Raw genomic sequence first — 26,061 nt, 5'->3', positions numbered from 1 at the left:
TCTGGCGCTTCATTCCCGTTCACCCACCCGAGTGCGTAACACTGGAGGCTTGCCCCCCACCCCCGTCATGAAGGGCCCAGGCGCGTGAACGGACCGCTCATCGTCCAGAGCGACAAGACACTCCTGCTCGAGGTCGACCACGAGCAGGCAGACGCCTGCCGCCGCGCCATCGCCCCCTTCGCGGAGCTGGAGCGGGCCCCGGAGCACATCCACACCTACCGGGTGACCCCGCTCGGTCTGTGGAACGCCCGCGCCGCCGGGCACGACGCCGAGCAGGTCGTCGACGCGCTGGTCCAGTACTCGCGCTACCCCGTCCCGCACGCCCTCCTCGTCGACGTCGCCGAGACCATGGCGCGCTACGGGCGGCTGCGGCTGCTCAAGCACCCCACCCACGGGCTGGTCCTGGAGACCTCCGACCGCCCGGTCCTCCAGGAGGTGCTGCACTCGAAGAAGATCCAGCCGCTGGTCGGCCAGCGCATCGACCCGGACACGGTGGTCGTCCACCCCTCCGAGCGCGGGCAGATCAAGCAGGCGCTGCTCAAGCTGGGCTGGCCCGCCGAGGACCTGGCCGGGTATGTGGACGGCGAGGCGCACCCGATCGAGCTGGCCGAGGACGGCTGGGCGCTGCGCCCGTACCAGAAGCAGGCCGTCGAGGGGTTCTGGCACGGCGGGTCGGGGGTCGTGGTGCTCCCGTGCGGCGCCGGGAAGACGCTGGTGGGCGCGGGGGCGATGGCCACCGCCAAGTCCACCACCCTGATCCTGGTGACCAACACCGTCTCGGCCCGCCAGTGGAAGCATGAGCTGGTGAAGCGCACCTCGCTCACCGAGGACGAGATCGGCGAGTACAGCGGTACGCGCAAGGAGATCCGCCCGGTCACCATCGCCACGTACCAGGTCCTCACGACCAAGCGGAAGGGCGTCTACCCGCACCTGGAGCTCTTCGACTCCCGCGACTGGGGCCTGATCGTCTACGACGAGGTGCATCTGCTGCCCGCCCCCGTCTTCAAGTTCACCGCCGATCTCCAGGCGCGCCGCCGGCTCGGGCTGACCGCGACGCTGGTGCGGGAGGACGGCCGCGAGTCCGATGTGTTCTCCCTCATCGGCCCCAAGCGCTTCGACGCGCCGTGGAAGGAGATCGAGGCGCAGGGCTATATCGCGCCCGCCGACTGTGTCGAGGTCCGCGTCAATCTGACGGAGACCGAGCGCCTGGCGTACGCGACGGCCGAGCCCGACGAGAAGTACCGCTACTGCGCCACGACCGACTCCAAGCGCCGGGTCACCGAGGCGCTGGTGGCGCGCCACCAGGGCCAGCAGACCCTGGTCATCGGCCAGTACATCGACCAGCTCGACGAGTTGGGCGAGCATCTGGACGCGCCCGTCATCAAGGGCGAGACGACCAACGCGCAGCGCGAGAAGCTCTTCGACGCCTTCCGTCAGGGCGAGATCTCCGTCCTCGTCGTCTCCAAGGTCGCCAACTTCTCGATCGACCTCCCGGAGGCCACGGTCGCCATCCAGGTGTCGGGGACGTTCGGGTCCCGCCAGGAGGAGGCCCAGCGCCTGGGCCGCGTGCTGCGGCCGAAGGCGGACGGCCACCGGGCGGTCTTCTACTCGGTCGTCGCGCGCGACACCATCGACCAGGACTTCGCCGCCCACCGCCAGCGGTTCCTCGCCGAGCAGGGGTACGCCTACCGGATCGTGGACGCGAGCGCGCTGCTGGCGGGGGACGACGTCGGATCTGAGGACGTCTGATCTGAGAGCACGGCTCAGGACCTGGCGGCCGAGGGCCAGTTCTCCAGCAGCGTGGCCAGGGCGTTGACGCCGCGCTCCCACGACGCCTGGACGTCGCGCGGGTCGTGGAAGGCGCCGATCGCCTCCAGGCCGACGTACCCGTGGAACGTGCTGCGCAGCAGCCGTACGGCGTCGGTCAGGTCCGGCTCGGTGAGCCCGTACGCGTGGAACACGGCGTACGTGGCCTCGATGATCCGGGCGCCGCCCGAGGACTGGGCGGCCACCTCGGGGTCGATCTCGATATGGGTCGCCGCGTACCGGCCGGGGTGCTCCAGCGCGAAGTCCCGGTAGGCGTTGGCGAAGGCGAGCAGGGCGTCGCGCCCGGCCCGCCCGGCCACGGCGGCCGTGATGCGGTCGGCGAAGTCGCTCGCGGCGCGCATCGCGACCCTGACGCGCAGGTCCCGGACGTTCTTGACGTGCGAGTACAGGCTCGCGTCGGCCACCCCGAAGCTGCGCGCCAGCGCGGAGATCGTGACGTTCTCCAGGCCGACGGCGTCCGCCATGTCCGCCGCCGCCTCCGCCACCCGCTCAGGCGTCAGACCCGCTCGGGGCATGCGCCACCTCCCTCTCCGTTCCCGGACCACCCGGTGCGACCCATGCCATCCAATCAGGCCGGGCCGGGCGGAGAACCAGCGGAGAACCAGCGGAAAACCATTCGCGGTCGCTTGAAACACTGGCTACAATCGCCCGTCTTGCCGCCTCCCGCCCCTCAGGGAGAGCCGCCGCCCGGACGGAAACCGGCCGGCTTCTGACGTGAGCCATTCACGCCCCGCACTTTGTCTGTCTGCTTCGCGTACACGCCGGAGGCTACGCCGTGCCCTCGCACGCCCCTGACCACCCCGATCCACTCGAACGGGAGCGCACCCACCTCGCCGCGTCCCGTGCCGCCCTCCGCGCCATGCGCGCCGACGTCGAGGCCCTCGACCTCAAGGACGTCACCGCCAACTGGGTGAACGCCGAGGCCCTCCAGCACCAGGTCGACGAGCGCATCAAGGCCCTCGCCGACCTGGCCGACACCCCGCTGTTCTTCGGCCGCCTCGACTATCTGCACGCCCCGGGCGCGGAGACGGCGGAGGGCGCGGAGGGGGAGCAGTTCTATATCGGGCGGCGGCATGTCCACGACGCCGACGGCGACCCGATGGTCATCGACTGGCGCGCCCCCGTCTCCCAGCCCTTTTACCAGGCGTCGAAGAAAGCGCCGATGGACGTCGGGCTGCGCCGCCGCTTCGGCTACACCGGCGGCGAGCTGACCGCGTACGAGGACGAGGCCCTCACCGACCCGAGCGAGGCGGAGCACGCCAGCAAGCTGCTCCAGGCCGAGATCGAGCGGCCGCGCGTGGGTCCGATGCGGGACATCGTCGCCACGATCCAGCCCGAGCAGGACGAGATCGTGCGCGCCGGGATCGGCGGCACGGTCTGCGTCCAGGGGGCGCCGGGCACCGGGAAGACGGCGGTCGGCCTGCACCGGGTGGCGTATCTGCTGTACGCGCACCGGGAGCGGCTCGCCCGCTCCGGCACCCTCGTCATCGGCCCGAACCGCTCCTTCCTCCACTACATCGAGCAGGTCCTGCCCGCGCTCGGCGAGCTCCAGGTCGGCCAGGCCACGGTGGACGACCTGGTCGCGCATGTCGAGGTGCGGGGCGCGGACGACGCCGACGCGGCCGGCGTCAAGGGCGACGCGCGGATGGCCGAGGTGCTGCGCCGCGCCGTCCGTTCGCATGTCAACCTGCCGACCGAGCCGTGCGTCGTGGTGCGCGGCTCGCGCCGCTGGCGGGTCCCGGCGTACGAACTGGAGGAGATGGTCCGCGAGCTGCTGGACCGCGACATCCGCTACGGCGCGGCCCGCGAGGCGCTGCCGCAGCGGATCGCGCACGCCGTGCTCGTACGGATGGAGCAGTCCGGCGAAGCGCCCGACGACCGGGTGCAGGACGCGGTGGCCCGCAACCCCGCCGTGAAGGCGGCTGTCAAGGCGATCTGGCCGCCCGTGGACCCGGCCAAGCTGGTGCTGCGGCTGCTCTCCGACCCCGACTTCCTCGCCGAGCAGGCCGACGGGATCCTCGACGCCGACGAGCAGAAGACCATCCTGTGGGCCAAGCCGGCGCGCAGCGTGAAGTCCGCGAAGTGGTCCCCGGCGGACGCGGTGCTGATCGACGAGGCCACCGACCTCGTCGAGCGGACGCACTCGCTCGGCCATGTGGTCCTGGACGAGGCGCAGGACCTGTCCCCCATGCAGTACCGCGCGGTGGGCCGCCGCTGCACCACGGGCTCGGCGACCATCCTCGGCGACATCGCGCAGGGCACCACGCCGTGGGCGACCGCGACCTGGGAGGAGGCCCTCACCCACCTCGGCAAGTCCGGGGCCGCGGTGGAGGAGCTGACCCAGGGCTTCCGCGTGCCGCGCGAGGTGATCGCGTACGCCTCGCGGCTGCTGCCCGCCATCGCCCCCGGCCTGTCGGAGGCCACCTCGATCCGCGAGGCGGCGGGCGACTTCTCCGTACGGGCCGTGGACGCCGCCGCTCTCGACTCCGCCGTGATCGCCGCCTGCCGCGAGGCGCTGGGCCACGAGGGCTCGATCGGCCTGATCGCGGCCGACGCGCGGATCCCGGTGCTGGCGGACGCCCTCGACGCGGCGGGCCTGGCGTATCTCTCCCCCGGCGAGGAGACCAGCGCCGAGGCCCGCCTGACGCTCGTCCCGGCGACGCTCGCCAAGGGTCTGGAGTACGACTACGTGGTGCTGGACGAGCCGGCCGCGGTGGTCGACGGCGAACCGGACGAGCGCACCGGCCTGCGCCGCCTGTATGTGGCGCTGACCCGGGCGGTGTCGGGGCTCACGGTGGTCCACGCGGCGGCGCTCCCGGAGCGGTTGGCTGCCTGACGGTGGGGGGTGCGCCTGCTGTGCGGGGGCGGGGGCTCCGGGGCTGTCAGGCCTGGACCGCGCCGGTCCGGTGGGGGTGCGCCTGGTGTTCGTGGGTGGTGCGGGGGCGGGGCCTCCGGGGCTGTCACCCTGGACCGCATATTTACGGCGCCGGTGCCCGGAAGCGCGGAGTGGGCCGGAACTTGGCGCCACACATATGCGTAAGCGTCCAGGGCACCACCCCTGCACCCCCACCCCCTCACGCCGTCTCGCGACTACCCGCCCGGTGGCCCCTGCCATGGCATCGTCGAATGTGTCAGGGGTCTGGGGACCCCCGTCAGCCCACCGGTACCACTTCGTCCAGCGCGGCGCGCCACTGATGGACCGAGGCGATGTCCACGGGCCCGTCCCACCCCGAGGCCCGGGCCGCGCCGCCGATGTGGAAGGCGTCGATCCCCGCGGCGCGCAGCGCGGGCAGGTGGTCGAGCCGCAGCCCGCCGCCCACCATGATCCGGGGCCCGGCTGCCATGTGCGCCGCCTCGTCCACCAGGACCGGAAGCCCGTTGTCGACTCCGGCGGGCGACCCGGCGGTGAGGTAGGTGTCCAGGCCGGGGACGCCCGCGAGTTGCCGGCGGAGCGCGCCGCGGTCGGCGGCGCGGTCGATGGCCCGGTGGAAGGTCCATCGGCTCTCGTCGAGCCCGGGGCCCGCGCTGATGACGTCCATGAGCGCGCGGACGGCGGCCAGGTCGGCCAGCCCGTCGCGGGTCAGGAAGCCGAGCACGAACTCGTCCGCCCCCTCCGCCCGCAGCGCCGCGGCCCGCGCGCACAGCGCGTCGAGCGCGGCGGCCCCACCGCACGCGAAGCCGTCGGAGGCGCGCAGCATCACCCGCAGCGGGATGTCCACGGCCGACCGGACCGCGGCGAAGGTCTCGCGGGAGGGGCTGAGCCCGTCGGCAGCCATATCGGTGACCAGTTCGAGCCGGTCCGCCCCGCCGGCCTGCGCCGCGACCGCGTCGGCCACGTCCAGGGCGATCACCTCGAGAAGTGGTCTAGACATGCCGAACAGCTTGCCACACCACACGCACCCCGAAACCCGGACGTCCCACAATTGGCCTATGGCCGACCCCGCGCACGACGCGCTCCTCACCCGCTGGGCGATCCACCTCGACAGTGCCCGCGAGCCCGTCACCCAGCCCGCCCCCGAGCCGTACGGCCAGGACCTCCTGGCCCGCTGGGCCGAACCCCAGCGCCGGTACCACACCACCGACCACCTCATCGCCATCCTGGACCGGGTCGATGAGTTGATCCGTTATGCCGCAGACCCCGCCGCCGTCCGCCTCGCCGCCTGGTTCCACGACGCCGTCTACCTCCCCGAGCGCTCCACCAACGAGGACCGCAGCGCCCGCCTCGCCGAACGCGCCCTCCCCGAGGCGGGCGTCCCCCAGGCGCGTACCGCCGAAGTCGCCCGCCTGGTGCGGCTGACACGCAGCCATGCCCCCGGTCCCGGCGACACGAACGGCGAAGTGCTGTGCGACGCCGACTTGGCGGTGCTGGCCGGATCCCCCGAGGACTACGCCGTGTACGCCGCCGCCGTCCGTGAGGAGTACGGCTTCGTCCCCGACGACGCCTTCCGCGAGGGCCGGGCGGGCGTGCTGCGCGAACTGCTGGCCATGCCCCGGCTGTTCCGCACGCCGGAGGCCCAGGACCGCTGGGAGGACGCGGCGCGCCGGAATCTCGCGACGGAGCTGGCGCTGCTGGATGCGTGATTCAGGCGGTCCAGAGGACCACCTCGTTGCCACCGGCGCCGGCGAGGGTGCTCCCGTCCGGGCTGAAGGCCACGGAGCGGATCGGCGCACGGTGATCCGTCAAAGTGGCGAGTTTGTCGTCGGTGTGCGTGTCCCAAAGGTGCACCCTGTGGTCGGCACCGCCACTGGCCAGCATGCGGGCATCCGGGCTGAAGGCCAGCGCGTGCTCCGTCTGCATCCGCCCGCGGTGCCCGGTCAGCTGCCGCCGCAGCGCGCTGGTGCGGACGTCCCAGAGGTACACCCAATTCCCGCTGCCACCAGCCAGGATTTGCCCATCGGGGCTGAAGGCAACCGAGCACACCCATCTGCGGTGCCCGGCCAGCTCGGAGCGATGCTCCCCGGTGTAGGCACCCCGGAGTCGGACGTTTCCGCCCTCAGCGCTGACCAGCGTCTGCCCATCGGGGCTGAAGGCCAGCGACCACACCATCTTGGACGCGACGAGCTCGCGACGCTGCTCGCCGGTGCGGATATTCCAGAGGTGGATCCCGTCCGTCCCGCTGCTGGCCAGGGTCTGTCCATCGGGGCTGAACGCCAGCCCTGTCAGCCATCTGGCGTGCGCCAGCTGGTCGCGCTGCTCCCCGGTGTGCGCGTCCCACAGGGTCACCACCTTGCCGCCCTCGATAGTGGCCACCGTGCCGCCATCAGGGCTGAACAGCAGCCTGTCCAGGTCACGGTGTGCGATGAGCCGACGGAGCTGCTCGCCGGTGTGCGCGTTCCAGAGACGGACCCCGCCCTCACCAGCGCTGGCCAGCGTCTGCCCGTCCGGGCTGAAGGCCACCGAGTTCACCGCTCCCATGGCGCGTGTGCCCAATCGGCCGAGCAGGGCATAAGTGGGCATCCCGCTGATGCCGTACGAGGAGTTGGTGGGCGCGCCGGAGGCGCCGGCGCCGGAGTACTGGAGTGTTTTCGTCGTTGCTCTGTCACCCCGCTCGGCGAGCCGGGCCAGCTCGAAGGCAAGGCTGTCGGCGTCCGGTCGTCCCTCGGGCATCTTGGCCAGTAGTGCCACGGTCAGATCGTCCAGCACAGCGGGAATGTCGGGCCGCAATGCGCGAGGGGATGGTGGCCGCTGCTCCACGTGCTGACGCATCAGCGTGTAGAGGGGCTGGCGGGGAGAGAACGGGGGCTGCCCGGTCAGCAGCTCGAAGATCACGCAGCCGAGGGAGTACAGGTCGCTGCGGGCGTCGACCGGCTGGGACTGCCATTGCTCGGGCGACATGTACGGCGGTGTACCGATCATTTGTCCGCTGGCGGTCACCGAGGTGACGGCATCCGTGCTGCGCGCGATACCGAAATCACAGATCTTGACCCGGCCATCGCGCTGGAGGAAGAGGTTGGCCGGCTTCAGGTCCCGGTGGACGATTCCGCGGCTGTGTGCCACGCCCAGAGCGTCGACAGTCTGGCGAGCCAGGTCCAACACCTGCTCGATCGGCAGCCCTGATGGCTGTTGGACCATCAACTGCGCCAGATCGCAGCCGTGCAGCAGCTCCATCACGATGAACAGATGCCCATTGTGGCTACCGGCGTCGTGAACCACGGTGATACCGGGGTGTTGCAACTTGGCGAGGGCAGCCGCCTCGTCCTGGAAACGCCGTACCGACCCCGGGTCCGCCAACGCGGGCAGAAGTTTGACCGCGACCTCCCGCCGCAGCACCGACAGGTCGCGGCCCAGCCACACCTGGCCCATGCCACCGCGCCCCAGGATCCTGTGCAGCTCGTACCTGCCAGACAGAACCGTCCCGGAATCCACTGTGTGCCCCCATTCTCCAGACGCCATCGACACACCCTGTGCGGCAGACATCCTGCCTCGGACTTGAGTCGCTTGACCGGGTGTTGCGGGCGGGGAGCCGTCCCGGTACCAAGACCGGCAGGGTCAAGTGAAGGGGAACTCTCCGCCGATAGCCGGTGTACGAGCGGAAGATGGCCCGGGCGGGCGGGCCGGGGCCAGCAGGTGGCGGAGCGCTGTCGGCGTGCGGCCCAGGTACTGGCGCATGGTCCTGGTCAGGTGGGCCTGGTCGGCGTAGCCGAGGTCGGCGGCCAGGGCGCTGAGGCTGTCTTCGCCGGCCTCGAGGCGGTCGAGGGCCCGGCCGATGCGGACGCGGTGACGGTAGCGGGTCACCGACACGCCCAGCTCACGGGGGAACGCCCGGCTCAGGCGGTAGGGGGAGACGCCCAGCAGTTCGGCCAGTGAGAACAGCGTGTTCGATGTGGGGTGTTCTTCGGCGATCGCCTCGCGTGCTGCCGCTACGAGCCGTCGGTCAGATCCGGCGGATGTGCCGCCGAGCGGGGTCGGTCCGGCCGCCATCCGGCCGATGGCGGTCGACAGCAGCGCCAGCAGCTCCTCCGAGACCGCGAAGTCGACATCTCCCGAGCGTGCGGCCGCGAGGAGACGGCGGTGGGCCAGATCGAGCCGGGGGTCGACGTAGACCGTCGGCGCGGCCGGTCCCGCGGCGTCTCCGGCCAGGGAACGCCACAGCTTCGGCGTCACGCTGATCGCCGTGCAGAGATCCCCGCCGGTGGGGTGGGCGAAGCTCTCCTCCTCGCCCGGGTGGCCCACATAGGCCAAGGCCGCGTCGATGTCGGCGGGGACTCCGGCGCTCATTCTGCGGAACCGGCCGCGCCGCACGAGCACCACCCGGTAGTCGGTGCGCACTTCCGTCGCCGACCAGCGCGTGTGGTCGGCACGGCAGGCCACCGCACTGATGCCGAAGTCGGGACGGCCGGCGACAGGAACAGCTGTGAGCACCTTTCGAACGCTACGCGGCGGGTCCGACAGCCCCCGCAAGGATGTTCAAGACGAGGGTCTGCCGCCGCGAGCATGCTGGCGGGGTTGCGACGGGCCGCGCCCCCGAGGCGTCGAGCCCCATCCTCTACCGATTCTCAGGAGTCATCGGCATGCCTGTTCTCGAGCAGCTCAGCACGGTCGTGTTCGACTGCGCCGATCCGGCCGCGCTCGCCGCGTTCTACCAGAAGGCCACCGGCTGGGAAATCACCAGCAGCGGGCAGGACTTCGCGTCCGTGGGCAACGGCACCCCGGTACAGCTCGGCTTCGTGCGCGCCGCGGACTACCGGCCGCCGAGCTGGCCCGACGGCGCCACGCAGGTGCACCTCGACTTCACCGTCACCGACCTGGACGGCGCCGTCGAGGAACTGGTCGGCATCGGGGCGTCCCGGCCCGACTTCCAGCCGGGCGAGGGCCGGTGGATCGTCCTCACCGATCCCGAGGGGCATCCGTTCTGCCTCGTCCCCGACGCCTCCGGCAGCTGAGCGCCCTGACGGAAAGGAAGATCGACCTGTGGCATCCATCCATCGCGAAGTCCTGATCGACGACACACCGGAGAACGTCTGGGCGGCGGTTCGCGCCTTCGGCGAGATCCACCAGCGTCTCGCACCGGGTTTCGTCACCGACACCCGCGTCGAGGGCGACATCAGAGTCGTGACCTTCGCAAACGGCACCGTGGTGCGCGAGCTCATCGTCGACCTCGACGACGAAGCCCGACGCATCGCCTACACGGTGGTCGGCGGCTCCCTGGAGCCCACGCACCACCACGCGTCCATGCAGATCCTCGACGACACCGAGAACCGCAGCCGATTCGTCTGGATCACCGACGTGACACCCAGCAGTCTCCGGGGTCCCATGGGTGAGATGGTCGACCAGGGGATTCAGGTCATCAAGCGCACCCTGGACCGCGACGGGCGGCGCCCCGGTCAGCGGTAGGCGGCGAGGAAGGCCCGGACGCCGGCGGTGGCGTAGTGGTCGAGATCGGCCTCGGTGTGCTGCGGGCCGCCGGTGAACATGGCCCCCTCGATCGAGAAGAAGTACGGCCGCCCGATCGCGGAATGGAAGGACCTCATCCGCTCCTCGCCCCTGTCCAAGCACATGGAGCTCGTCACGTGGCTGAAGACCGAGCACGGACTCGGACACGGACACGCCAACGCCCTCGTGGCGCACACGCTCGCCGAAGAAAGCACCACGTGAAGGCGATCCGGCGCGGCCCTGGGTGACGGGCAGGGCCCGCTGCCGGACGTCAGGTCGGGGCAGATCAACGGCGTGGTACGGTACGGGCGTTCGTGTTGGATCAGATCGAGGACGACAAGGAGGGCGAGTTGATGGCCGCGCATAAGGCCGCTGCGCTGCGCAGCGCCCGGACCGTCCTCACGTCCCGGGCGACGGCCTGATCCAGTCATCCGCCTTGCTGGGAGCGTGAGCTCGCGGGGCAGTCCTACACGAACCTCACCATGAAACGGATCTTCATCCAGTCATGCGTACCCACCACCAGTGGATCACCCGTGCCGAGACCGAGGCCGACATCCCGGCCATCCGCGGCATCGTCCTCGCCGCCTTCGACACCCCGTACGAGGCCGACCTCGTAGACGCCCTGCGCGACGACGTGTCGTGGATCGAGGGCCTGTCCGTCGTCAGCGTCGGCGCGAACGGCTCGCCCGTCGGCCACGCGCTGCTGACGCGCTGTCACATCGGCGACACCCCGGCCCTGTGCCTGGCCCCGGTCTCCGTGCTGCCCGAGCACCAGAAGACCGGTGCCGGCTCGACGGCCATCCGCGCCGCGCTCGGCGCGGCCAGGGAGCTGGGCGAGTACTACGTCACCGTCCTCGGACACCCGGCGTACTACCCGCGGTTCGGCTTCGGCCGTGCCTCCGCCCACGGCATCGGCGTGACCCTCGACGTCCCGGATGAGGCCATGATGGCCCTCACCCTGGACGCGACCCGCCCGCTGCCGAGCGGCACCGTCCGTTACGCCGCGCCCTTCGGGGTCTAGCGGTTCGGCCGGCCGTGCGAGGGGTTTCGCCCCTCGCACGGCCGGCCGTCGGTGTTCCGGCCCGGCGACGCGTCACCACATGTCCGGGGTCGGTATCGCCTGGCTGAAGTCGCCCGCGCGCAGCGCCTCGGTGGGGATCGACCAGTGCATCCAGCCGCCTTCCCCGTCGAGGCGCCACTCGTGCCGGTCGGAGAGCTGGAGCAGGTGGTGGTATCGGTTCGAGTCGTCGCCGTTCAGCATCACCGATGAGCTTCCCGTGGGGAAGACCGGCCGGCCGAAGGCCATGTCCTCGCAGAACAGCAGGCCCGGGGGAAACCAATCGGCGTGTATCGCGCCCCTGAACGTCTCCACGGCCTCGTAGTCGCCCCCCTCGTATCCCAGGTCGAGCGTGTCCCAGGCGGAATCCCAGATGTCGGGGAAGGCGAAGGCGAGTTCCGCCGCCCATGGGACGGGGGCGAAGACGCTGGACCGGGCGGGTGGTCCCGTTTCGACGGCGAGGGGGGAACGGGCCGCGATGACCCTCCCCACCTCCGGGTCCTCCGCGCCGAAGCCCGATGCCACCTCCCGGGCCGTGGGGTCGCACTGCTCGGACTCCTTGTCGAGGTGGAAGAAGTTGAGCAGGCCGGTGCCGGGTGGCAGGAGGTCGCCGAGCCAGGGCGCCAGGGCGTCGGTGTCGAGGACGGCGATCAGGCTGAGCGGGAGGTCCTCGCACATCGGCCAGGGGGTGCCGGGCTCCAGCATGGCCCTGCCGCCGAAGCGGCTGTGCCCGGCGGCCTGTCCGGGGGCGGCCTCGGTGAGCTCGAAACCGGGCCGGGCCAGGCTGATGACGCGGTCCGCGAGGTCGGTACCGAGATGTTCCGCGCAGAAGTCACGCAGAGCTGTCAGAGTGGTCGTGGGATCCATGCGAGGAGTCAACCAGGAGGGCGGAGGCTGATGCGGAATACCAAGCTCCAGGCCGTAGTTGACTCTCGGCATGTCCCCCGCTGACCGCGCGCGGGTCCGTATGCCCGTCGCCGTCCATGTCCTCGGCCTGTCCGTCTTCGCCCTCGGGACCTCGGAGTTCATGCTCTCCGGGCTGCTGCAACCCATCGCCCGCGACATGGACGTCTCGATCCCGACCGCCGGGCTGCTGATCTCCGCCTTCGCGATCGGGATGGTGGTCGGCGCGCCGCTGCTCGCCGCCGCCACGCTGCGGCTCCCGCGCCGGACGACGCTGATCGCGCTGCTGGCCGTGTTCGGGCTTGGCCAGGTCGCGGGGGCGGTGGCGCCTTCGTACGAGGTGCTGTTCGCGTCCCGGGTGGTCAGCGCGCTCGCGTGTGCCGGGTTCTGGGCGGTGGGGGCGGCGGTGGCCGTGTCGCTGGTGCCGGTGAACACGCGGGCGCGGGCGATGGCGGTGATGCTCGGCGGGTTGAGCGTCGCGAACGTGGTGGGCGTGCCCGCGGGGGCGTTCCTGGGTCAGCACGCCGGGTGGCGGGCGGCCTTCTGGGCGGTGGCGGCGCTGTCGGCGCTCGGGCTCGTCGGTGTGGTCGGGCTTGTACCGCGTACGGAGGCGCCGACCGGGCAGGACCGGCCGAGGCTCCGTGCCGAGCTGTCCATCTACCGCGACCGGCATGTGTGGCTGGCGCTGGTCACCACGGCGCTCAGCGGCGGGGCGGTCTTCTGCCTGTTCTCGTATCTCGCGCCGCTGCTGACGGACGTGGCCGGGATGGACGAGGACTGGGTGCCCAGCGTGCTGGCGCTGTTCGGCGCCGGGGCGATCGTGGGGACGACGATCGGCGGGCGGATCGCGGACGCCCATCTCTTCGGCACGCTCTACGGCGGCATCACGGCCACGGCCGTCGTGCTGAGCGCCTTGGCGCTGACCGCGCACCACGCGGTCGTGGCCGTGAGCCTGGCGCTGCTGCTCGGTGTGACGGCCTTCTTCACCGGGCCCGCGCTCAACGCCCGGATGTTCAATGTCGCGAACGCCGCCCCGACCCTCGCGGGCGCGACCACGACCTCCGCCTTCAACATCGGCAACACGCTCGGCCCCTGGCTCGGCGGGCTCGTCATCGACGCGGGCTGGGGCTACCCGGCCGTGGCCTGGACGGGCGCGGCGCTCGCGGCGCTCGCCGTCGGGACGACGGCGCTCGCCGCGCGGCTGCCGCATCAGGCGCCGGGCACTTCGCGCGTGATCGTCGGTTCGGAGGCACGGGAACAGGAGCCGCGGGGCGAAGACGAGCACGACGGCCTTCGGAAGACGGGGTGAGCGGCCCGTTCATGTTCGGCGCTCGGTTGTCTAGCGACGCTAGACAGCGGCGGCCGTCCATGCCCCGCACCCCTCAGATCGTCCCGAGCGTCCCCACCCTCGCCACCGCCACCGCCGTCTTGCCGCACACCCAGTGCGGATCCGGCCCCAACTCCGGCTCCACGTCCAGCGCGTGCGGATCGCCGCCCTCCGTGCAGACCGGGCACAGTGGCCAGCGGCCGTACCGCTCCAGGAGGGCGTCCTGTACGTCCTGGGCGACCAGCCCGGCCAAGTAGTCGGCCCCTTCCGGCCACTGCTCGACCCACCACCTGCGGTGCGCGATGGAGTCCTCGACGAGAGAGACGATGTCCGCCTGGGCGACCTCTCCCGCCGCGAGATCGGCGAGCACGAGCGCCCGTGCCGCGTGCAGTGCATGTTCGAGCTTCATGAGCCCCATTGTCACCTTTGCGCACAGCCGGCGCCCGTCGGTGAGCGCGCCGGGAGCTATGGAGCGGCGCAGGGCGAGCCCCGGCACGGACCCTTGACTGCCCCCGGGCGGTGAAAATACCTTTCAGTGGTGAGCAGCAAGCTGAAGGAAACTTTCACCGTGCCCGAAGCCACTCCGCCCGCCCCCGCCGCCCTCGCGGCCAAGGTCCGTACCCTCGCGCCCTCCATGACCCGCTCGATGCAGCGCGTCGCCGAGGCCGTGGCGGGAGATCCGGCCGGCTGTGCCGCGCTCACCGTCACCGGGCTCGCCGAGCGCACCGGCACCAGCGAGGCCACCGTGGTCCGCACCTCGCGCCTGCTCGGCTACCCCGGCTACCGCGATCTGCGCCTCGCGCTGGCCGCCCTCGCCGCGCAGCAGGCGGCCGGGCGCGCCCCGGCCGTCACGGCCGACATCGCCGTCGACGACCCCATCGCCGACGTCGTCACCAAGCTCGCCCAGGAAGAGCAGCAGTGCCTGGCCGACACCGCCGCCGGTCTTGACACCAGCCAGCTCGAAGCGGCCGTCGGCGCGCTCGCCACCGCCCGCCGGATCGACGTCTACGGCGTCGGCGCCTCCAGCCTCGTCGGCCAGGACCTGGTCCAGAAGCTGCTGCGCATCGGCCTGATAGCCCACGCGCACGCCGACCCGCACCTCGCGGTCACCAACGCCGTGCAGCTGCACTCCGGGGACGTCGCCATCGCGATCACCCATTCGGGCCGTACCACCGACGTCATCGAGCCCCTGCGGGTGGCCTTCGAGCACGGAGCCACCACCGTCGCGATCACCGGCCGCCCCGACGGCGAGGTCGCACAGTACGCGGATCTGGTGCTCACCACCTCCACCGCCCGCGAGAGCGAGCTGCGCCCGGCGGCCATGTCCAGCCGCACCAGCCAACTCCTCGTCGTGGACTGCCTCTTCATAGGTGTGGCGCAGCGTACGTACGAGGCGGCCGCCCCCGCGCTCGCCGCCTCGTACGAAGCCCTCGCCCACCGGCATGACCCCCGGCCCGGACCCCGCTGACCGAGCGCTGACCGAGTCGGGACACCCCCCGTTGACACCCCGTACCGGAAAGAGCCGCTTCGCCATGACTTCCGCCGCTGACCAACAACAGCTGCGCGCCCAGCTGGACACGCTCACCACCGAGGCATTCCGCCCCGAACTCGCCGAAATCGACCGGCTGGAGACCATCGAGATCGCCCGCATCATGAACGGCGAGGACGCGGCCGTGCCCGCGGCCGTCGCCACCGAACTGCCGCGGATTGCCGCCGCCATCGACGGCATCGCCGAGCGGATGGCCCGCGGCGGCCGGCTGATCTACATGGGCGCGGGCACCGCCGGGCGGCTCGGCGTGCTCGACGCCAGTGAGTGCCCGCCCACCTTCAACACCGGGCCGGGCCAGGTCGTCGGGCTGATCGCGGGCGGGCCCGCCGCCATGGTGACCTCGGTCGAGGGCGCCGAGGACAGCAAGGAGCTGGCCGCCGCGGACCTCGACGCGCTCGCCGTCGGCGCCCAGGACAGCGTCGTCGGCATCTCCGCCTCCGGCCGCACCCCGTACGCGGTCGGCGCGGTCGAGCACGCCCGCCGGCTCGGCGCGCTCACCGTCGGCCTGTCCTGCAACGCGGGTTCGGCGCTCGCGGCGGCCGCCGAGCACGGCATCGAGATCGTGGTCGGGCCGGAGCTGCTCACCGGCTCCACCCGGCTGAAGGCGGGCACGGCCCAGAAGCTGGTGCTCAACATGGTCTCGACCATCACCATGATCCGGCTGGGCAAGACCTACGGAAATCTGATGGTCGATGTGCGCGCCTCGAACGACAAGCTGCGGGCGCGCTCGCGCCGTATCGTCTCCCTCGCCACCGGGGCCCCCGCCCCGCGGATCGAAGCCGCGCTGGCCGCCAGCGCCGGCGAGACGAAGCACGCCATCCTGGCCATCCTCGGCGAGGTGGACGCCCCCACCGCCACCCGGCTGCTGACCGAGTCGGACGGCCATCTGCGGGCCGCGCTGGAGGCCGCGCGCGGCTGAGGGCGCGGGTCCTGAAACGCCGTCGGGGCGGCACCCGGAAGAGGGTGCCGCCCCGACGTTTCGGACGGTCGATCGACGGAAGGCGTCGATCAGAAGTCCATGTCACCGCCCGGCATGCCGCCCGGAGCGCCCGCCGCGGCGGCCTTCTCCGGCTTGTCGGCGATGACGGCCTCGGTGGTCAGGAACAGCGCGGCGATCGACGCGGCGTTCTGCAGCGCGGAGCGCGTGACCTTGGCCGGGTCGATGATGCCCTCGGCGATCAGGTCGACGTACTCGCCGGTCGCGGCGTTGAGGCCGTGGCCCGGGGTGAGGTTGCGCACCTTCTCCACCACGACGCCGCCCTCGAGGCCGGCGTTGACCGCGATCTGCTTCAGCGGGGCCTCGAGCGCCAGGCGCACGGCCTGGGCACCGGTGGCCTCGTCGCCCTCGAGCTCCAGCTTCTCGAAGACCGAGACGGTCTGGAGCAGGGCCACGCCACCACCGGCGACGATGCCCTCCTCGACGGCGGCCTTGGCGTTGCGCACCGCGTCCTCGATGCGGTGCTTGCGCTCCTTGAGCTCGACCTCGGTGGCGGCACCGGCCTTGATGACGGCCACGCCGCCGGCCAGCTTCGCCAGGCGCTCCTGGAGCTTCTCGCGGTCGTAGTCCGAGTCCGAGGACTCGATCTCGGCGCGGATCTGGTTGACGCGGCCCTGCACCTGGTCGGTGTCGCCGGCGCCGTCCACGATGGTGGTCTCGTCCTTGGTGACGGTCACCTTGCGGGCGCGGCCCAGCAGGTCGATGCCCGCGTTCTCCAGCTTGAGGCCGACCTCCTCGGAGATGACGGTGCCACCGGTGAGGATGGCGATGTCGCCGAGCATGGCCTTGCGGCGGTCACCGAAGCCCGGGGCCTTGACGGCAACGGACTTGAAGGTGCCACGGATCTTGTTGACGACCAGGGTCGCCAGGGCCTCGCCCTCGATGTCCTCGGCGATGATCAGCAGCGGCTTGCCCGACTGCATGACCTTCTCCAGCAACGGGAGGAGGTCCTTCACGCTGGTGATCTTCGAGTTGACGATCAGGATGTACGGGTCGTCGAGCGACGCCTCCATACGCTCCATGTCGGTGGCGAAGTACGGGGAGATGTAGCCCTTGTCGAAGCGCATGCCCTCGGTGAGCTCAAGCTCGAGCCCGAAGGTCTGCGACTCCTCGACGGTGATGACGCCTTCCTTGCCGACCTTGTCCATCGCCTCGGCGATGAGCTCGCCGATCTGGGTGTCGGCGGCGGAGATGGAGGCGGTGGAGGCGATCTGCTCCTTGGTCTCCACGTCCTTGGCCTGCTCGAGCAGCTGGGCGGAGACGGCCTCGACGGCCTTCTCGATGCCGCGCTTGAGGGCCATCGGGTTGGCGCCCGCGGCGACGTTCCGCAGGCCCTCCTTGACCAGCGCCTGGGCGAGGACGGTCGCGGTCGTCGTGCCGTCACCGGCGACGTCGTCCGTCTTCTTCGCGACCTCCTTGACCAGCTCGGCGCCGATCTTCTCGTACGGGTCCTCGAGTTCGATCTCCTTGGCGATGGAAACACCATCGTTGGTGATCGTGGGGGCGCCCCACTTCTTCTCGAGGACGACGTTGCGACCCTTGGGGCCGAGGGTGACCTTGACGGCGTCGGCGAGCTGGTTCATCCCGCGCTCGAGGCCGCGCCGCGCCTCCTCGTTGAACGCGATGATCTTGGCCATGTGAAGTGGTCCTCCCAAGACGGGGTGGATTGCTCCGGACCGCGCCTGGCGCCCGCGACGGACGGCCTGTCTGCCCCGCGGTTCCTTGCCCCGCGTGGCCTGACGGACCTCACCGACCCGATCCTTCTGTCACTCTCACCTTCAGAGTGCTAACGCCAATGATTAGCACTCGACCCCTGAGAGTGCAAGCGTGAGTGGGGTGACAGCTTGGGACAAGGCGGTCGTGAGCGGCCATCGGCGCACAGGTCAACACCCATGTGAACACGCATGTCAAAGGGCCCGTGCCCCTAGGGGGTACGAGCCCTTTGAACGGTCCAGTCAGTGCCTCGCGTCGGCGCTTCAGCCAACAGCCACGCGGACCATGTCCGCCTGCGGCCCCTTCTGGCCCTGCGAGATCTCGAACTCGACCCGCTGGCCTTCTTCGAGGGTGCGGTAACCGTCCATCTGGATCGCGCTGTAGTGGACGAACACGTCCGCACCACCGTCGACCGCGATGAAGCCGTACCCCTTCTCCGCGTTGAACCACTTGACGGTGCCCTGAGCCATTCCTAACTCCCCTATTGCTGGCCCCTGCGCAGGACCGCACTCCGCGGACCCGGGTCAGACCTCACCCCCCGGTCGTGGGGGGTGTGCGCCGGAACGCGTCGACCGCCGCTGAATGTATCTGTCCCACTGCCCTGTGCAACAGGTCAATCGGACGAGAATTCTGGCGACGGTCGATCGGTAATAAGTGGAGAATTCCCGTGAATTCCGGGCAAGTCGGGCCAGGCATAAGGGAATCAACCCGACAATTCACGCGCACACTTTACGCACAAGTTGACGAGTTCTCATATGCGGCCGCCCATGAGGCCAACAGAAGGGGAACGGCTCAACTGTAGCGCGATTCAACACACGGAATCGCCCGGTCCGTTTCTATCAGGACCGGGCGATTCCGTTTACCTCGGGGGTACGGCCGGCTCACATCGGCCCGCGGCGGGGCCACAACCGGCCTGTGGCGGGGGAGCGACCGGCTCAGCAGCCGCCCGCGACCGCCGGAATGATCGAGACACCGGCGCCGTCCGGAGTCGCGGTCTCCAGGCCCTCGGAGAAGCGAACGTCGTCGTCATTGACGTAGACATTGACGAAACGGCGCAGCTTGCCGGTGTCGTCCAGGACGCGGGCCGCAATGCCCTGGTGATTCCGGTCCAGGTCCGCGAGGACCTCGGAGAGGGTCGCGCCCTCGGCACTGACCTCGGCCTGCCCGCCGGTGTAGGTGCGCAGGATGGTGGGGATCCGGACATTGACGCTCATGAGGGTTTCACCTTCCAAGGGAACTGCTGCGGGGGGCGAGGGCGAATTCGAGGGGCGAATTCAAGCCAGCTGGTTTGAGCGGGCCCGATTCAGGCCAGACCAGCTTCGCGGAACGCGTCGAGGCTGGGGCGGATCACCGCCGTGGGTCCACTCGTCGGGGCGACCGCGTCGAGCGTCTTGAGGCCGTCGCCGGTGTTGAGCACGACGGTGGTGAGGGTGGGGTCCAGCACCCCGTTCTCGAGCAGCTTCCTCGTCACGCCCAGGGTCACCCCGCCGGCGGTCTCCGCGAAGATCCCCTCCGTACGGGCCAGCAGCTTGATCGCGTCCACGATCTGCTCGTCGTTCACGTCCTCCACCGCCCCGCCCGTGCGGCGCGCGATGTCCAGTACATACGGCCCGTCCGCCGGGTTGCCGATGGCCAGCGACTTGGCGATGGTGTTCGGCTTCTGCGGCCGCACCACGTCCTGGCCCGCCTTGAAGGCGGTGGAGACCGGGGAGCAGCCCTCGGCCTGGGCGCCGAAGATCTTGTACGGCTTGTCCTCGACCAGGCCGAGCTCGATGAGCTCCTTCAGCCCCTTGTCGATCTTCGTCAGCTGCGAGCCCGAGGCGATCGGGATGACGAGCTGGTCCGGCAGCCGCCAGCCGAGCTGTTCGCAGATCTCGTACGCGAGGGTCTTGGACCCCTCCGCGTAGTACGGGCGGAGGTTGACGTTGACAAAGCCCCAGCCCTCGCCCGCCGGGTCGCCGATCAGCTCGCTGCAGAAGCGGTTGACGTCGTCGTAGGTGCCCTCGATGGCGACCAGGTCACCGCCGTAGATCGCGGCCATGACGACCTTGCCCTGCTCCAGGTCGTGCGGGATGAAGGTGCAGGAGCGCAGGCCCGCGCGGGCGGCCGCGGCGCCGACCGCGCCCGCGAGGTTGCCGGTGGAGGAGCAGGAGAGGGTGGTGAAGCCGAAGGCGCGGGCGGCCTCGACGGCCTGGGCGACGACGCGGTCCTTGAAGGAGTGCGTCGGGTTCCCGGAGTCGTCCTTGATGTGCAGCTCGCCGGTCACGCCCAGCTCGCGGGCGAGGTTGTCGGCCTTCACCAGCTTGGTGAACCCGGGGTTGATGTTGGGCTTGTCGGCCACGTCCGCCGGGACGGGCAGCAGCGGGGCGTAGCGCCAGATGTTGTTCGGGCCCGCCTCGATCCGCCGGCGCAGCCCCTCCGGGTCGCCGGTCGGCAGGTCGTACGCGACCTCGAGCGGCCCGAAACACTCCACACAGGCGAAAATGGGGCCGAGGGGGAAACGCTCACCGCACTCGCGACAGGACAGTGCGACGGCGGGACCGAGCGAGACGGAAGAGGTGGTGGAGCTTTCGACAGCTTGCACAGCCATGGGAGGCGAGGCCCTTTCTCCTCATCTTCCTCACGGCGCATCTCGCCGCGAGCCGGAATTGGCACCTTCCCGAGCCGGGGCCCCGCTTCGCGTAGAACGCAGGACCGGCTGGAGGGTTGCCGGGGCTTCAACGGGCCGTTCCCTCTGCCCCTCTGGATGAGCGGTATGACGCCGGGCACAGCGCGGCGTTTTTGTCGCACGCGGACCCCCGACATACGACGGTCACGTGCGTTGTTCAAGACTGTAACCGAAGGCCTGGATGGTTGAGATAGTCGTCCGAGGCGCGAGATGGGTCACAGCTGACGCGCGCCAGGCACAACAGGGAGGCATGGCCGTGCTGGAAGAGGTGGAACGCTGGCTGAAGGAGCGGTCCTGGTCCGCCGGCGACCGTCCGCTCGACCGCCTGCTGGCCGCCAAGCGCGCCACGGGCAGGACCGTGAGCGTCGTCCTGCCCGCCCTCAACGAGGAGGCGACGGTCGGCGAGATCGCCGCGGCCATCCGCCGCGAGCTGATGGGCGAGGCCGCCCCGCTGGTCGACGAGCTGGTGGTGATGGACTCCGGGTCCACCGACCGCACCGCCGAGGTCGCCGCGGCGGCCGGTGCGAGGGTGGTGCACCGCGACGCCGTGCTGCCCGAGCTGCCCACGCTGCCCGGCAAGGGCGAGGTGCTGTGGCGCTCGCTGCTGGCGACCAGCGGCGACATCATCTGCTTCATAGACGCCGACCTGCGGGAATTCGACGCGCGCTTCGTCTCCGGGATCGTCGGCCCGCTGCTGACCGACCCGGACGTACACCTGGTCAAGGGGATGTACGACCGGCCGCTCGGCAACGCCTCCGGCCAGGGCGGGCGGGTCACCGAGCTGGTCGCCCGGCCGCTGCTCAATCTGCACTGGCCGCAGCTGGCCGGTTTCGTACAGCCGCTCGGCGGCGAGTACGCGGCGCGCCGCTCGCTGCTGGAGCGGCTGCCCTTCCCCGTCGGATACGGGGTGGAGCTGGCCATTCTCATCGACTCGCTGCACACGGTCGGACTCGGCGCGCTCGCCCAGGTCGACCTCGGCGTGCGCAAACACCGCCACCAGGACCCGCAGGCGCTCGGCCGGATGGCGGCCACGATCTACCGCACGGCCCAGCTGCGGCTGGCGCGCGGGCATCTGGTGCGGCCGCGGCTGACCCAGTTCGACCGGGACGAGGGCGGTTTTGTGGCGCGGACGAGCGCCGTGGACACGGAGGAGCGGCCGCCGATGATCGAGATCCCGGAGTACGCGGAGCGGCGGGCGGCGTGAGGGGGAAGAAACCGCACGCACGTTTGCGCGACGCGTGGGATGGCTAGGTACGCGACATGGCCTCTGAGCACACTGCTGCACAGGTCCTCGTCGCGTCCAACCGCGGCCCGGTCTCGTACGCCCTGCGGGAGGACGGGTCGCTTGCCCCCAAGCGCGGCGGCGGCGGGCTGGTCTCCGGCCTCAGCGCCATAGGGCCGGACGCCGGCGCGGTGTGGGTCTGCGCGGCGCTGGGCGACGGCGACCGCGAGGCGGCCCGGCGGGCCGGGCCCGGCCATCTGGACCCGGGCGACACCGGCGGACAGCTGGTGCGGATGCTCGACATCGCGCCGGAGATCTTCGACGCCGCGTACAACGGCATCGCGAACTCGGTGCTGTGGTTCGTCCACCACCTGCTCTACCAGACGCCGCTGGAGCCGGTCTTCGGCGCGGAGTTCCGCGCCCAGTGGGACGCCTACCGGACGTACAACGCGGCCTTCGCGGACGCCCTCGCCCAGGAGGCCGCCGACGGCGCCGCCGTGCTGATCCAGGACTACCACCTGGCGCTGGTGCCAGGACTGCTCCGCGAGCGCCGGCCGGACCTGCGGATCGGCCATTTCTCGCACACCCCCTGGGCGCCCCCGGACTACTACCGGCTGCTGCCGGACGACGTGGCGGCGGACGTGCTGCGCGGCATCCTGGGCGGCGACCGCGCCGCGTTCCTCACCGAGCGCTGGGCCCTGGCCTTCGCCGACTGCGCCGCGGCCGTGCTCGGCGCGGAGGTGGTGCGGGACGGCCCGCGGCTGTCCGTGCGCCTCGAGGGGCGCGAGACCCGGCTGGGCGTGCACGGCCTCGGCGCGGACGCGGATTTCCTGCGGAAGCGGTCCCGGGCCGCGGACGTCGACGAGCGGCTGACGGCCCTGCGCGCGCAGATCGGCCCCGGGCGCAAGACCGTCGTCCGGGTGGACCGCACCGAGCTGTCCAAGAACATCGTCCGCGGGCTGCTGGCCTACCGGCGGCTGCTGGAGACCCGCCCCGAGTGGCGGGAGCGCGTGGTGCACGTGGCCTTCGCCTACCCCTCCCGCCAGGACCTGGCCGTCTACCGCGACTACACGGACGAGGTGCGGCGGGTCGCCGACGCGATCAACGCCGACTACGGCACGGAAGGCTGGCAGCCGGTCGCCCTCCATGTGAAGGACGACTTCGCGCGGTCGCTCGCGGCCTACCGGCTGGCGGACGTGGCCCTGGTCAACCCGATCCGGGACGGGATGAACCTGGTCGCCAAGGAGGTGCCGGTGGTCTCCGAGCAGGGGTGCGCGCTGGTGCTCTCGCGGGAGGCCGGGGCGTACGCGGAGCTGGGCGCCGACGCGCTGGTGGTGAACCCGTACGACATCGAGGCGACGGCGCGGGCGCTGCACGAGGCGCTGTCGATTGGGGACGGCGAGCGGGCGGAGCGCACGAAGCGGCTGGCCGCGGCGGCGACTGCGCTGCCGCCCGCGCAGTGGTTCCTCGCGCAGCTGCGCGAGCTGACGGATGTCTGACGCCTGCGGCGGGCCTTGTCCCCTACCCGCCCCTTCCCGCAACCGGGGGCAAGCCCCCGGACCCCCGGACGCCCTTCGGGCGTGTCCTCAAGCGCCGGACGGGCTGGACTAAGCCCGCCCGGCGCTTGAGGGCAAAGCACAGCCAGCCCGTCCGGCGTTTGAGGACCGGGGTCCGGGGCGGAGCCCCGGTTCGGGAAGGCGCGAGCTAGCGGTCCTCGACCGCCGCGGCCAGCGCCGTCAGCAGGGCGACGACACCCGCGGGGCCGTCGACCACCAGGTCGGCCCGCTGGGCCAGCTCGGTGACCTCGCTGCTGCCGCTGCACACCAGCACCCCCGGCACCCCCTGCGCCCTCAACCGCTCCACCGCCGCGAACGCGGCCAGGTCCCCCAGGTCGTCGCCCGCGTACAGCACCGCCGAGGCCCCGGTCTCGCGTACGTGCTCGGTGAGGGCGACACCCTTGTCCACGCCCGGCGGGCGCAGTTCGAGCACCAGGCGGCCGGGCTCCACGATCAACCCGTGCCGCTCGGCGAGCCGCCGCACCGGCTCGCGCAGCGCCTCGAAGGCGCCCTGCGGGTCGGCGGCGCGGCGGGTGTGGACGGCGACGGCGCGCCCCTTCTCCTCCACGGTGGCGCCGCGCGCGGCGCCGACCGCGGCGAGTACGTCCGGGATGCCGGCCTGGGCCGCCGCAACGCCCGGGTGCGGGGGCGGGGCGGTGACCTCGCGGTCGGCGGCGTCCCAGCGCTCGGCGCCGTAGTGGCCGAGGACCACGAGGTGGTCGAGGTCCGGGGCCTCGGCGAAGCCGCCGTACTCCACGGCGAGGGCGGCGGGACGGCCGGTGATCACCGCGACGGAGCCCAGCCGCGGGGCGAGTCGGGAGAGCGCGGGCACGGCGCCGGGGTGGGCGCGCGCCTGGTCGGGGTCGGGGACGATGTCGGCGAGGGTGCCGTCGAAGTCGAGTGCGACGACGGCTTCCCCGGGCCGCTGGAGGATCGCGTCGAGGCCTTCACGGCCGGCCGCTGTCGTGGGTACGGGAAGAGGGTGGCTGTGGCTGCCCATGCGGCCGACCCTATCGCCGGGGCGGGTGGGAAGGTGGGGCGATCCGGATTCGTTCAGCGGCGTCCGCGCCTCGCCTCGCGCACGCGGCGCAGGCGGTTGACGGTCACCGGGTCGTGGGCGAGGGCGCGGGGGTCGTCCAGGAGGGCGTTGAGGAGCTGGTAGTAGCGGGTCGGCGAGATGCCGAGCCGCTCGCGTATCGCACGCTCCTTGGCGCCGGGGCCCGGCCAGCCGTGCCGCTCCACGGCGAGCACGGCCCGGTCCCGCTCGGAGAGGCCGGCCGCCTCGCCGGGCGCCTCGCCCGGCCCGTCCGTACGCCCCTCCCTACGCTCATCCGTACGCTCGTCCCCGTACTCGCTCTCGCCGCGCCCGTCCCCCTGCGCGTCCTGCCCGCCGTGCTCCATCGCTAGCTCGCCGCGCTCTCCATCGCGTCGGCCTCGCGCTGGACCTCGCTGAGCACGCCCGCCGGGTCGCCGCCCTTGGCCACCGCCGCGCCGATCTTGTTCTTCAGGTTCTGGTTGACCGTCGCCCAGGAGGTCTTGTCCACCGGGTAGAACTGCGCCGTCCCCAGCTCGTCGAGGAACTTCCACAGCCGCTTGTACTGGGTCTCCTTGCGCATCTCCTCGGAGGCCTTGGTGGTCACCGGCAGCAGGTCGTACTGGGTGGTGAAGTCGAGCACGTTCTTCCGGTCGTACAGGAAGTCCAGGAAGAGCCCCGCCTGTCTACGGTTGCCGTTCTGCTTGAAGGCCATGATCCAGTCGGCGACGCCGAGGGTGGAGGTGGACTTCCCGTCGCGGCCGGGCAGCGGCGCGGTGCCGTACTTGATGCCGTGGCCGTCCGCCTGCTGCATCAGGGTCGGGTGGCCGTTGAGCATGCCGACCTCGCCGCGCGTGAAGGCGTCGAAGATGTCCTGGCGGTTGGTGCGGGCCGGGGCGTCGGGGCCGGTGAGGCCCTTGCCGACCAGCTCGTCGCGCAGCCACTCGAGGGTCTTGATGTTCTGGGTCGAGTCGATGGTGTAGCTGCCGTTGGAGTCGCTGTAGCCGCCACCGCCGCCGAGCAGCCACATCAGGGCCTCGCCCTGTCCCTCCTCGGGGCCGAGCGGCAGCCCGTAGGGGATCTTCACTCCGATCGCCTTGAGCTGGACGGCGGCTTCCTTCAGCTCGGCCCAGGTCTCCGGGACCGAGGTGATGCCGGCCTGGTCGAACAGCCCCTTGTTGTAGAAGAAGAGCCGGGCGCTCGAGACGAAGGGCAGCCCGTACGCCACCCGCTTGACCTCGCCCGCCCGCGCGATGGAGTCGATGAACCCGGCCTGGGTGGGTATGGAGAGCATCTGGTCGGCGCGGTAGAGCTTGCCCTCGGCGGCGAAGTCGGCGTACGCGCCGATCTGCGCGATGTCCGGGGCCTCGCCCTTCTTGACCATCTCGCCGAGGCGCTTGTCGATCTCGGTCCAGCTCAGGATCGTGACATCGACCTTGATGTCCTTGTGCTTGGCCTCGAACGCCCGGGCCAGCTTGTCCCAGTACTTCTGCGAGCTGTTGGCCGAGCTGTCGCCGTAGTCGGCCGCCACCACCTTCAGGGTGACTTCGCCAGAGCCGCCGCTTCCGGTTCCGCACGCCGTCAGCGCGGGCGATATCGCCGCCGCCGCGGCACCCGCCGCCGTCAGACCCATGAATCGCCGACGCTGCACTGCTCTTCCCCACCCTCGTGGTTTGACCGCCCTCCTGGCCGGTCCCCAGGAGGGTCGAGCGAGTCTGCCCCGCATTCCTCCACAGGGTCTACACCATACGGATATCGCTTAGGTATCGAACTTCACCTTTGCGCAGACAATCGGAGCCTAGAGCACCGCCTGAACGGCGAGTGGACTAGACCTC

The 26,061-nt window shown here is 71.3% G+C and carries 25 protein-coding genes, 1 pseudogene and 1 riboswitch; of the genes and pseudogenes, 12 read left to right on the top strand and 14 right to left on the bottom strand.

The features are described 5' to 3' along the window. The first annotated feature begins 84 nt into the window (after window positions 1–84). Window positions 85–1,749 (top strand): DNA repair helicase XPB, encoded by a 1,665-nt coding sequence (locus ACZ4WQ_RS38440; RefSeq protein ID WP_361193401.1) that lies wholly within the window; start codon window positions 85–87, stop codon window positions 1,747–1,749. Window positions 1,750–1,763: 14 nt separating this feature from the next. Here ACZ4WQ_RS38440 and ACZ4WQ_RS38435 read toward each other — a convergent pair whose 3' ends face one another. After that, window positions 1,764–2,342 (bottom strand): TetR/AcrR family transcriptional regulator, encoded by a 579-nt coding sequence (locus tag ACZ4WQ_RS38435; protein ID WP_398374772.1) that lies wholly within the window; start codon window positions 2,340–2,342, stop codon window positions 1,764–1,766. A gap of 260 nt (window positions 2,343–2,602) precedes the next feature. Between ACZ4WQ_RS38435 and ACZ4WQ_RS38430 the strand changes: the two genes are divergently transcribed. Beyond that, complete coding sequence (locus ACZ4WQ_RS38430; protein ID WP_398374773.1) at window positions 2,603–4,663, top strand: HelD family protein; 2,061 nt, start codon at window positions 2,603–2,605, stop codon at window positions 4,661–4,663. Between the two features lie 316 nt (window positions 4,664–4,979). Here the strand turns inward: ACZ4WQ_RS38430 and ACZ4WQ_RS38425 are convergent, their stop codons facing one another. Continuing rightward, complete coding sequence (locus tag ACZ4WQ_RS38425) at window positions 4,980–5,699, bottom strand: copper homeostasis protein CutC (protein WP_398374774.1); 720 nt, start codon at window positions 5,697–5,699, stop codon at window positions 4,980–4,982. 58 nt (window positions 5,700–5,757) lie between these two features. On the opposite strand from ACZ4WQ_RS38425, the gene ACZ4WQ_RS38420 reads away from it, so the two are divergent. Then, window positions 5,758–6,408 (top strand): HD domain-containing protein, encoded by a 651-nt coding sequence (locus tag ACZ4WQ_RS38420; protein ID WP_311724458.1) that lies wholly within the window; start codon window positions 5,758–5,760, stop codon window positions 6,406–6,408. 1 nt (window position 6,409) lies between these two features. On the opposite strand, the gene ACZ4WQ_RS38415 is transcribed toward ACZ4WQ_RS38420, so the two are convergent. Together ACZ4WQ_RS38415 and ACZ4WQ_RS38410 are read right to left on the bottom strand one after the other, a co-directional pair. After that, window positions 6,410–8,245, bottom strand: a complete 1,836-nt coding sequence (locus ACZ4WQ_RS38415) for a WD40 repeat domain-containing serine/threonine protein kinase (RefSeq protein WP_468022784.1) — start codon at window positions 8,243–8,245, stop codon at window positions 6,410–6,412. Between the two features lie 72 nt (window positions 8,246–8,317). Next, window positions 8,318–9,190 (bottom strand): helix-turn-helix transcriptional regulator, encoded by an 873-nt coding sequence (locus tag ACZ4WQ_RS38410; protein WP_398374778.1) that lies wholly within the window; start codon window positions 9,188–9,190, stop codon window positions 8,318–8,320. Window positions 9,191–9,339: 149 nt separating this feature from the next. Between ACZ4WQ_RS38410 and ACZ4WQ_RS38405 the strand changes: the two genes are divergently transcribed. Together ACZ4WQ_RS38405 and ACZ4WQ_RS38400 are read left to right on the top strand one after the other, a co-directional pair. Then, complete coding sequence (locus ACZ4WQ_RS38405; protein ID WP_398374779.1) at window positions 9,340–9,711, top strand: VOC family protein; 372 nt, start codon at window positions 9,340–9,342, stop codon at window positions 9,709–9,711. Between the two features lie 28 nt (window positions 9,712–9,739). After that, complete coding sequence (locus tag ACZ4WQ_RS38400) at window positions 9,740–10,162, top strand: SRPBCC family protein (RefSeq protein WP_398374780.1); 423 nt, start codon at window positions 9,740–9,742, stop codon at window positions 10,160–10,162. Here ACZ4WQ_RS38400 and ACZ4WQ_RS38395 read toward each other — a convergent pair. Further along, window positions 10,153–10,299: a hypothetical protein gene (locus tag ACZ4WQ_RS38395; RefSeq protein ID WP_398374909.1), complete on the bottom strand. Its 147-nt coding sequence runs from the start codon at window positions 10,297–10,299 to the stop codon at window positions 10,153–10,155. The genes ACZ4WQ_RS38400 and ACZ4WQ_RS38395 overlap by 10 nt on opposite strands. Between ACZ4WQ_RS38395 and ACZ4WQ_RS38390 the strand changes: the two genes are divergently transcribed. Together ACZ4WQ_RS38390 and ACZ4WQ_RS38385 are read left to right on the top strand one after the other, a co-directional pair. Further along, entirely contained in the window at window positions 10,241–10,423 is a 183-nt protein-coding gene (locus ACZ4WQ_RS38390; RefSeq protein WP_398374782.1) for a DUF4287 domain-containing protein, read from the top strand. The two genes, ACZ4WQ_RS38395 and ACZ4WQ_RS38390, sit on opposite strands and share 59 nt — an antisense overlap. A gap of 283 nt (window positions 10,424–10,706) precedes the next feature. Then, window positions 10,707–11,222, top strand: a complete 516-nt coding sequence (locus ACZ4WQ_RS38385) for a GNAT family N-acetyltransferase (protein WP_398374783.1) — start codon at window positions 10,707–10,709, stop codon at window positions 11,220–11,222. A gap of 72 nt (window positions 11,223–11,294) precedes the next feature. Here the strand turns inward: ACZ4WQ_RS38385 and ACZ4WQ_RS38380 are convergent, their stop codons facing one another. Further along, window positions 11,295–12,125, bottom strand: coding sequence for a DUF1963 domain-containing protein (locus ACZ4WQ_RS38380; RefSeq protein ID WP_398374785.1), 831 nt, complete (start codon window positions 12,123–12,125; stop codon window positions 11,295–11,297). Window positions 12,126–12,225: 100 nt separating this feature from the next. Between ACZ4WQ_RS38380 and ACZ4WQ_RS38375 the strand changes: the two genes are divergently transcribed. Further along, window positions 12,226–13,470, top strand: a complete 1,245-nt coding sequence (locus ACZ4WQ_RS38375) for a Cmx/CmrA family chloramphenicol efflux MFS transporter (protein ID WP_398374901.1) — start codon at window positions 12,226–12,228, stop codon at window positions 13,468–13,470. Between the two features lie 73 nt (window positions 13,471–13,543). Here the strand turns inward: ACZ4WQ_RS38375 and ACZ4WQ_RS38370 are convergent, their stop codons facing one another. Next, a complete protein-coding gene (locus tag ACZ4WQ_RS38370) occupies window positions 13,544–13,906 on the bottom strand; it encodes a hypothetical protein (RefSeq protein ID WP_311724466.1) in 363 nt (120 codons plus the stop codon). 120 nt (window positions 13,907–14,026) lie between these two features. Between ACZ4WQ_RS38370 and ACZ4WQ_RS38365 the strand changes: the two genes are divergently transcribed. Continuing rightward, window positions 14,027–14,956, top strand: coding sequence for a MurR/RpiR family transcriptional regulator (locus ACZ4WQ_RS38365; RefSeq protein ID WP_398374787.1), 930 nt, complete (start codon window positions 14,027–14,029; stop codon window positions 14,954–14,956). 64 nt (window positions 14,957–15,020) lie between these two features. Then, complete coding sequence (gene murQ / locus ACZ4WQ_RS38360; protein ID WP_398374789.1) at window positions 15,021–15,956, top strand: N-acetylmuramic acid 6-phosphate etherase; 936 nt, start codon at window positions 15,021–15,023, stop codon at window positions 15,954–15,956. Window positions 15,957–16,045: 89 nt separating this feature from the next. On the opposite strand, the gene groL is transcribed toward murQ, so the two are convergent. From groL to thrC, 4 genes are all read right to left on the bottom strand, one after another. Continuing rightward, window positions 16,046–17,671: a chaperonin GroEL gene (gene groL / locus ACZ4WQ_RS38355; RefSeq protein WP_311724470.1), complete on the bottom strand. Its 1,626-nt coding sequence runs from the start codon at window positions 17,669–17,671 to the stop codon at window positions 16,046–16,048. A gap of 339 nt (window positions 17,672–18,010) precedes the next feature. Then, complete coding sequence (locus tag ACZ4WQ_RS38350; protein WP_009716982.1) at window positions 18,011–18,217, bottom strand: cold-shock protein; 207 nt, start codon at window positions 18,215–18,217, stop codon at window positions 18,011–18,013. A 465-nt stretch (window positions 18,218–18,682) separates the two neighbouring features. Continuing rightward, entirely contained in the window at window positions 18,683–18,961 is a 279-nt protein-coding gene (locus ACZ4WQ_RS38345) for a MoaD/ThiS family protein (RefSeq protein ID WP_311724471.1), read from the bottom strand. An 89-nt stretch (window positions 18,962–19,050) separates the two neighbouring features. Continuing rightward, the gene (gene thrC / locus ACZ4WQ_RS38340; protein ID WP_385350844.1) at window positions 19,051–20,337 is read right to left on the bottom strand and encodes a threonine synthase; all 1,287 of its coding nucleotides are present in this window, start codon (window positions 20,335–20,337) and stop codon (window positions 19,051–19,053) included. An 18-nt stretch (window positions 20,338–20,355) separates the two neighbouring features. Continuing rightward, window positions 20,356–20,500: riboswitch (SAM riboswitch) on the bottom strand. Window positions 20,501–20,671: 171 nt separating this feature from the next. On the opposite strand from thrC, the gene ACZ4WQ_RS38335 reads away from it, so the two are divergent. Together ACZ4WQ_RS38335 and ACZ4WQ_RS38330 are read left to right on the top strand one after the other, a co-directional pair. Further along, window positions 20,672–21,619 (top strand): glucosyl-3-phosphoglycerate synthase, encoded by a 948-nt coding sequence (locus ACZ4WQ_RS38335; RefSeq protein ID WP_398374903.1) that lies wholly within the window; start codon window positions 20,672–20,674, stop codon window positions 21,617–21,619. Between the two features lie 56 nt (window positions 21,620–21,675). After that, window positions 21,676–23,136, top strand: a complete 1,461-nt coding sequence (locus ACZ4WQ_RS38330; RefSeq protein ID WP_468022783.1) for an alpha,alpha-trehalose-phosphate synthase (UDP-forming) — start codon at window positions 21,676–21,678, stop codon at window positions 23,134–23,136. Window positions 23,137–23,341: 205 nt separating this feature from the next. On the opposite strand, the gene otsB is transcribed toward ACZ4WQ_RS38330, so the two are convergent. The 3 genes and pseudogenes from otsB to ACZ4WQ_RS38315 all read right to left on the bottom strand — a co-directional run bounded on the left by otsB (window position 23,342) and on the right by ACZ4WQ_RS38315 (window position 25,877). Further along, window positions 23,342–24,193 carry a trehalose-phosphatase gene (otsB, locus tag ACZ4WQ_RS38325; RefSeq protein WP_385346998.1) on the bottom strand — a complete coding sequence of 284 codons (852 nt, stop codon included), beginning with the start codon at window positions 24,191–24,193 and terminating at the stop codon, window positions 23,342–23,344. A gap of 53 nt (window positions 24,194–24,246) precedes the next feature. Continuing rightward, window positions 24,247–24,483: pseudogene (locus ACZ4WQ_RS38320) on the bottom strand (DUF3263 domain-containing protein); the annotation flags it as partial. 113 nt (window positions 24,484–24,596) lie between these two features. After that, window positions 24,597–25,877 carry an extracellular solute-binding protein gene (locus tag ACZ4WQ_RS38315; protein WP_361194228.1) on the bottom strand — a complete coding sequence of 427 codons (1,281 nt, stop codon included), beginning with the start codon at window positions 25,875–25,877 and terminating at the stop codon, window positions 24,597–24,599. Between the last annotated feature and the right edge of the window lie 184 nt (window positions 25,878–26,061).

It is taken from the genome of Streptomyces sp. NPDC028305 (genome assembly GCF_055569495.1).
Note: the sequence above shows the minus strand (reverse complement) of the source record. Positions and strands in the feature narration are given on the sequence as shown.